Annotated in this window: 5 protein-coding genes and 1 riboswitch; of the genes, 4 read left to right on the top strand and 1 reads right to left on the bottom strand. The window is 46.3% G+C overall.

The window, feature by feature from the left end:
- Window positions 1-74, top strand: a riboswitch (glycine riboswitch). This riboswitch is flagged as partial in the annotation.
- Between the two features lie 171 nt (window positions 75-245).
- The 3 genes from gcvT to gcvPB are packed head-to-tail and all read left to right on the top strand — an operon-like array spanning window position 246 to window position 4,169.
- Entirely contained in the window at window positions 246-1,334 is a 1,089-nt protein-coding gene (gene gcvT, locus RAC86_RS34520; RefSeq protein WP_072566540.1) for a glycine cleavage system aminomethyltransferase GcvT, read from the top strand.
- Between the two features lie 29 nt (window positions 1,335-1,363).
- A complete protein-coding gene (gene gcvPA, locus RAC86_RS34515) occupies window positions 1,364-2,710 on the top strand; it encodes an aminomethyl-transferring glycine dehydrogenase subunit GcvPA (protein ID WP_072566539.1) in 1,347 nt (448 codons plus the stop codon).
- Window positions 2,703-4,169, top strand: a complete 1,467-nt coding sequence (gene gcvPB / locus RAC86_RS34510; protein ID WP_072566538.1) for an aminomethyl-transferring glycine dehydrogenase subunit GcvPB — start codon at window positions 2,703-2,705, stop codon at window positions 4,167-4,169. Before gcvPA ends, gcvPB begins: the two co-directional genes overlap by 8 nt.
- A 37-nt stretch (window positions 4,170-4,206) precedes the next feature.
- Here gcvPB and RAC86_RS34505 read toward each other — a convergent pair whose 3' ends face one another.
- Window positions 4,207-4,587, bottom strand: a complete 381-nt coding sequence (locus tag RAC86_RS34505) for a rhodanese-like domain-containing protein (protein ID WP_014664580.1) — start codon at window positions 4,585-4,587, stop codon at window positions 4,207-4,209.
- Between the two features lie 190 nt (window positions 4,588-4,777).
- Here RAC86_RS34505 and lipM point away from each other — a divergent pair, with 190 nt between their 5' ends.
- The gene (lipM, locus tag RAC86_RS34500; RefSeq protein WP_061186884.1) at window positions 4,778-5,614 is read left to right on the top strand and encodes an octanoyltransferase LipM; all 837 of its coding nucleotides are present in this window, start codon (window positions 4,778-4,780) and stop codon (window positions 5,612-5,614) included.
- Window positions 5,615-5,627 lie beyond the last annotated feature (13 nt).

Here is a 5,627-nt window from a genome sequence, read left to right as displayed (position 1 = left end):
GAACATCGGGGTACAGGCGCCGAAGGAGCAAACTGCGGAGTGAATCTCTCAGGCAAAAGAACTCTTGCTCGACGCAACTCTGGAGAGTGTTTGCGCGGATGCGCAAGCCACCAAAGGGGACGTCTTTGCGTATGCAAAGTAAACTTTCAGGTGCCAGGACAGAGAACCTTCATTTTACATGAGGTGTTTCTCTGTCCTTTTTTGTATGTTTTTTAGCCGCGCCGTTGAAAAAGGGGAGGAATTCGATGCTGAAAAGAACGCCGTTATTTGAACTGTATAAGGAATATGGAGGGAAAACGATTGATTTCGGGGGCTGGGAGCTTCCAGTTCAATTTTCTTCTATAAAAAAGGAACACGAGGCTGTCCGAACTGCGGCCGGGCTGTTTGATGTATCTCATATGGGAGAAATCGAAGTGTCCGGAAAAGACAGTCTGCCTTTTTTGCAAAGACTGATGACAAATGATATTTCCGCGTTAACGTCAGGCCGTGCGCAGTATACGGCGATGTGCTATCCGGATGGCGGAACCGTCGATGATTTGCTTATCTATCAAAAAGGAGAGAACCGCTATCTGCTTGTCATAAATGCTTCTAATATAGATAAAGATCTGGAGTGGATGAAAGAGCATGTAACAGGTAATGTACAGATTGACAATCAGTCAGATCAAATCGCGCTCTTGGCTGTACAGGGGCCGAAAACAGAAACGATTTTAAAAACGCTAACGTCTGCAGATCTGTCTGCATTAAAGCCGTTTACATTTATTGATGAGGCAGATATCAGCGGCTGCAAAGCACTCATTTCGCGCACCGGCTATACGGGAGAGGACGGGTTTGAAATTTACTGCCGTGCTCATGATGCCGTGTATTTGTGGAAAGAAATCATGGATGCGGGTGAGGAACATGGATTAATTCCATGCGGTCTTGGCGCACGTGATACGCTCCGGTTTGAAGCGAAGCTCCCGCTCTACGGCCAGGAGCTGACCCGGGATATTACACCGATTGAAGCAGGTATTGGCTTTGCCGTAAAGCACAAAAAAGAATCTGACTTTTTTGGTAAGTCAGTATTGAGTGAACAGAAAGAAAACGGAGCGAAGCGAAAGCTTGTCGGACTCGAAATGACCGAAAAAGGGATACCGCGGCACGGATATGAAGTGTTCCATAATGGCAAGTCTGTCGGAAAGGTGACAACCGGCACGCAGTCACCGACATTAGGGAAAAACGTCGGCCTTGCCCTAATTGCTGCGGAAGCGAGTGAAATCGGGACAGTCGTAGAGGTGGAGATTCGCAAAAAATTAGTGAAAGCAAAGGTTGTCAAAACACCATTTTATAAACGCTAATATTTTTTCTTGGGGAGAGGAGTCAACACATGAAGCACCGTTATTTGCCCGCAACAGAAGAGGATAAACAGGAAATGCTTGCCGCTATCGGCGTAAGCGGCATCGATGAATTATTTGCTGATATACCGGAAAACGTCAGATATAAAAAAGAGTATCAAATCAAAAAAGCGAAATCAGAAACGGAATTAACAAGAGAACTGACAAAGCTGGCCTCTAAAAATCGTGATACGGTACAACACGCGTCTTTCTTAGGAGCAGGTGTATATGATCACTATCAGCCTGTCATTGTGGATCATGTCATTTCCCGCTCTGAGTTTTATACGGCGTATACACCTTATCAGCCGGAAATTTCACAGGGGGAGCTTCAGGCTATTTTTGAATTCCAAACGATGATTTGTGAACTAACAGGAATGGATATTGCCAACTCCTCTATGTATGATGGCGGAACTGCCTTGGCGGAAGCGGCAATGCTTGCTTCAGGCCACACGAAAAAGAAAAAAATCGTTGTGTCAAAAACCGTGCATCCTGAATCGAGAGAAGTGCTGAAAACGTACGCAAAAGGTCAATATATTGAAGTCGTTGAAGTTCCCGCTGCAGATGGCGTTACCGATCTTGAGGCTTTGCGCCAAACCGTTTGCGAGGACACAGCCGCCGTGATCGTTCAGTATCCGAATTTTTTTGGCCGGGTCGAGCCGTTACAGGATATTGAGCCTATCGCTCATCAAGGAAAATCCATGTTTATTGTGTCAGCCAACCCGCTTGCGTTAGGTCTCCTCACTCCGCCAGGCAAGTTTCAGTCTGATATCGTCGTCGGTGATGCGCAGCCTTTCGGCATTCCTTCAGCATACGGCGGCCCGCATTGCGGCTTTTTTGCCGTCACCAAAAAATTAATGAGAAAAGTGCCAGGCCGTCTCGTCGGACAAACGGAAGACGAAAACGGAAAAAGAGGCTTTGTGCTTACTTTACAAGCCAGGGAGCAGCATATCCGACGAGATAAAGCGACATCAAATATATGCTCGAACCAAGCTTTAAATGCGCTGGCAGCTTCTGTCGCCATGACTGCTCTCGGAAAAAACGGCGTAAAAGAAATCGCCCGCCAAAATCTCTTAAAAGCCAACTATGCAAAGCAAGAAGCAAAAAAAGCTGGCCTTACCGTTATGTTTGACGGACCGATGTTTAATGAATTTGTCATCAAACTGGATGAACCGGTGAAAGCTGTGAACCAGCGTTTGGTGGCAAAAGGCATCATCGGCGGATATGATCTTGGGCTGACGTATCCTGAGATGGACTGTCATATGCTGATTGCTGTAACGGAGCTGAGAACAAAAGAAGAAATCGACGCACTCATTCAGGAATTGGGGGATCGCCATGAGTAATCAGGATCAGGCACTTATTTTTGAGCTTTCCAGAGAAGGCCGTATCGGCTACAGTCTGCCGGAACTCGATGTACCGGAAATCGAATTGGAGGATCTATTGTCAGACACCTATATTCGTGACGAGGACGCAGAGCTGCCGGAGGTGTCCGAGCTGGATATTATGCGCCATTATACAGCGCTGTCCAAACGTAATCACGGAGTGGATTCCGGCTTTTACCCGCTCGGTTCTTGCACAATGAAATACAATCCGAAAATAAATGAAAAAATCGCGCGAATTCCCGGTTTTGCTGCGATTCATCCTCTTCAGGATGAAGACACGGTGCAAGGCGCTTTAGAGCTTTTATATGATTTAAGCAAGCACCTTGAGGAAATAACGGGAATGGATGAGGTTACGCTTCAGCCCGCTGCCGGGGCGCATGGCGAATGGACGGGGCTGATGATGATCCGCGCCTATCATGAAGCGCGCGGGGATTTCAAGCGGACGAAGGTCATTGTTCCTGATTCCGCTCACGGGACGAATCCTGCTTCAGCGACAGTAGCAGGCTTTGAAACGGTTACGGTGAAATCAAATGAAAATGGGCTTGTCGATCTGGAGGATTTAAAAAGAGCGGTGAATGAAGAAACTGCTGCTCTTATGCTGACGAATCCGAACACGCTCGGCTTGTTTGAGGAACAGATCACCGAGATGGCGGAAATTGTTCACCAAGCGGGGGGGAAACTGTACTATGACGGCGCTAATTTAAATGCGGTTTTAAGCAAAGCGAGACCGGGAGACATGGGATTTGATGTGGTGCACCTCAACCTGCATAAAACATTCACTGGCCCTCATGGCGGCGGCGGTCCCGGCTCAGGCCCTGTCGGCGTAAAGAAAGATCTGATTCCTTATTTGCCAAAACCAGTTTTAATCAAAAAGGAAGGGCACTTTACATTTGATTATGACCGCCCTGACTCGATCGGCCGTGTGAAGCCGTATTACGGCAACTTCGGCATCAATGTCAGAGCGTATACGTATATCCGCTCCATGGGGCCTGACGGATTAAAGGCTGTTACTGAGAACGCAGTGTTAAACGCGAACTATATGATGAGAAAGCTCGCGCCTTATTACGATCTTCCGTTTGACCGTCATTGCAAGCATGAATTTGTATTGTCAGGAAAGCGGCAGAAAAAGCTGGGAGTGCGTACGCTAGATATTGCAAAACGGCTGCTCGATTTTGGCTATCATCCGCCTACGATTTATTTCCCGCTTAATGTTGAAGAATGTATCATGATTGAGCCGACAGAGACGGAATCAAAGGAAACACTGGATGCGTTTATCGACGCTATGATTCAAATCGCAAGGGAAGCGGAGGAGAATCCGGAACTCGTCCAGGAGGCGCCGCATACGACGATTGTAAAAAGAATGGATGAAACAAAAGCGGCGAGACACCCGGTACTCAGGTATGAGAAGGAAGAGAGATAAATAAAAACAGCTGTCTATTACAGACAGCTGTTTTGCTTTATTTCTTCGCTTTAATCTTTCCGCCCCATTTTTTAAAGCCGCCTTTTAGGTTGTAAATCTCAGTGCAGCCGTTTTTGCGCAGGGTTTGTGCCGCGCGTCCACTGCGGACACTGTTTTGGCAGTATAGATAGACAGGCTTGTCCGGACGGATTTCATTTTTTCTCTGTTTCAGCTGGGAAAGCGGAATGTTGCGGGCCCCTAAAATATGTCCGCCCTCAAACTCATTCGGTTCACGAACGTCAATGAGTTGCGCTTTTCGGTAACCCGCGCGAAATTCTTCTTCCGTAAGTGTTTTCATAATTCGCTGCTGATAAACATATGAAGCAATCATATAGACGATAAACGCAGCAAAAATAATCAAAACGATCATATTAGACAATGTGATTCTACTCCTTTAGCATATAAAATCAAAACCCTGCTTCATAAAAACAAGGCCATAGAGCCGTTTTCGACAAATACTATTATAGTAAAGCACAGCGCGATTGTCATCCATAATGGAACTAAAATATTTTCATTTTCCCGGCAGTTTGATAAACTGATTCTATTAAAACGGTAAGGAAGGTCTCAAAATGGAAAAAGAAACTTGGCGGTTTATAGACTCAGGCAATGCAAGTCCTGCATTCAATATGGCACTTGATGAAGCGCTTTTATATTGGCACAGCGAAAAGAAAATTCCCCCGGTTATCCGTTTTTACGGCTGGAATCCGGCGACTCTTTCTGTAGGGTATTTTCAAAATATTAAAAAGGAAATCAATTTTGAAGCAGTACATAAGTATAATCTCGGTTTCGTCAGACGCCCGACCGGCGGGCGAGGTGTGCTGCATGATCAGGAATTGACATACAGCGTGATTGTTTCGGAAGAGCATCCTGAAATGCCGGCGACTGTCACTGAGGCATACCGGGTCATATCAGAAGGCATACTCCAAGGCTTTAGAAATCTTGGTCTGGACGCTTACTTTGCCATCCCGAGAACCGAAAAAGAAAAAGAAAGCTTAAAAAATCCGCGGTCATCCGTTTGTTTTGACGCGCCTTCGTGGTATGAGCTGGTGGTCGAGGGACGCAAGGTGGCGGGAAGCGCGCAAACGAGACAAAAAGGCGTGATTCTTCAGCACGGCTCCATTCTGCTTGATTTGGATGAGGACAAGCTGTTCGATCTGTTCTTGTATCCGAGTGAAAGAGTCAGAGAGCGGATGCAGCGCAATTTCAAAAATAAAGCGGTTGCCATTAATGAACTCACCGATAAGCGGGTGACGATGGATGAGGCCCGTAAAGCCTTTAAAGAAGGGTTTGAAACAGGCCTTAACATTCATTTGGAGCCGTACGAACTGTCTCAGGAAGAGCTTGATTTTGTTCATCACTTGGCAGAAACAAAATACGCCTCAGATGAATGGAATTATAAGCGGTAAAAAGGGCATTTGT

Source organism: Bacillus sp. LR_5, assembly GCF_042709275.1.
Note: the sequence above shows the minus strand (reverse complement) of the source record. Positions and strands in the feature narration are given on the sequence as shown.

What these genes read in the sequence shown, in the direction of transcription:
- lipM (WP_061186884.1), top strand. Translation starts at nt 4,778, where the DNA reads ATGGAAAAAGAAACTTGGCGGTTTATAGACTCAGGCAATGCAAGTCCT.
- gcvPA (WP_072566539.1), top strand. Translation starts at nt 1,364, where the DNA reads ATGAAGCACCGTTATTTGCCCGCAACAGAAGAGGATAAACAGGAAATG.
- gcvT (WP_072566540.1), top strand. Translation starts at nt 246, where the DNA reads ATGCTGAAAAGAACGCCGTTATTTGAACTGTATAAGGAATATGGAGGG.
- gcvPB (WP_072566538.1), top strand. Translation starts at nt 2,703, where the DNA reads ATGAGTAATCAGGATCAGGCACTTATTTTTGAGCTTTCCAGAGAAGGC.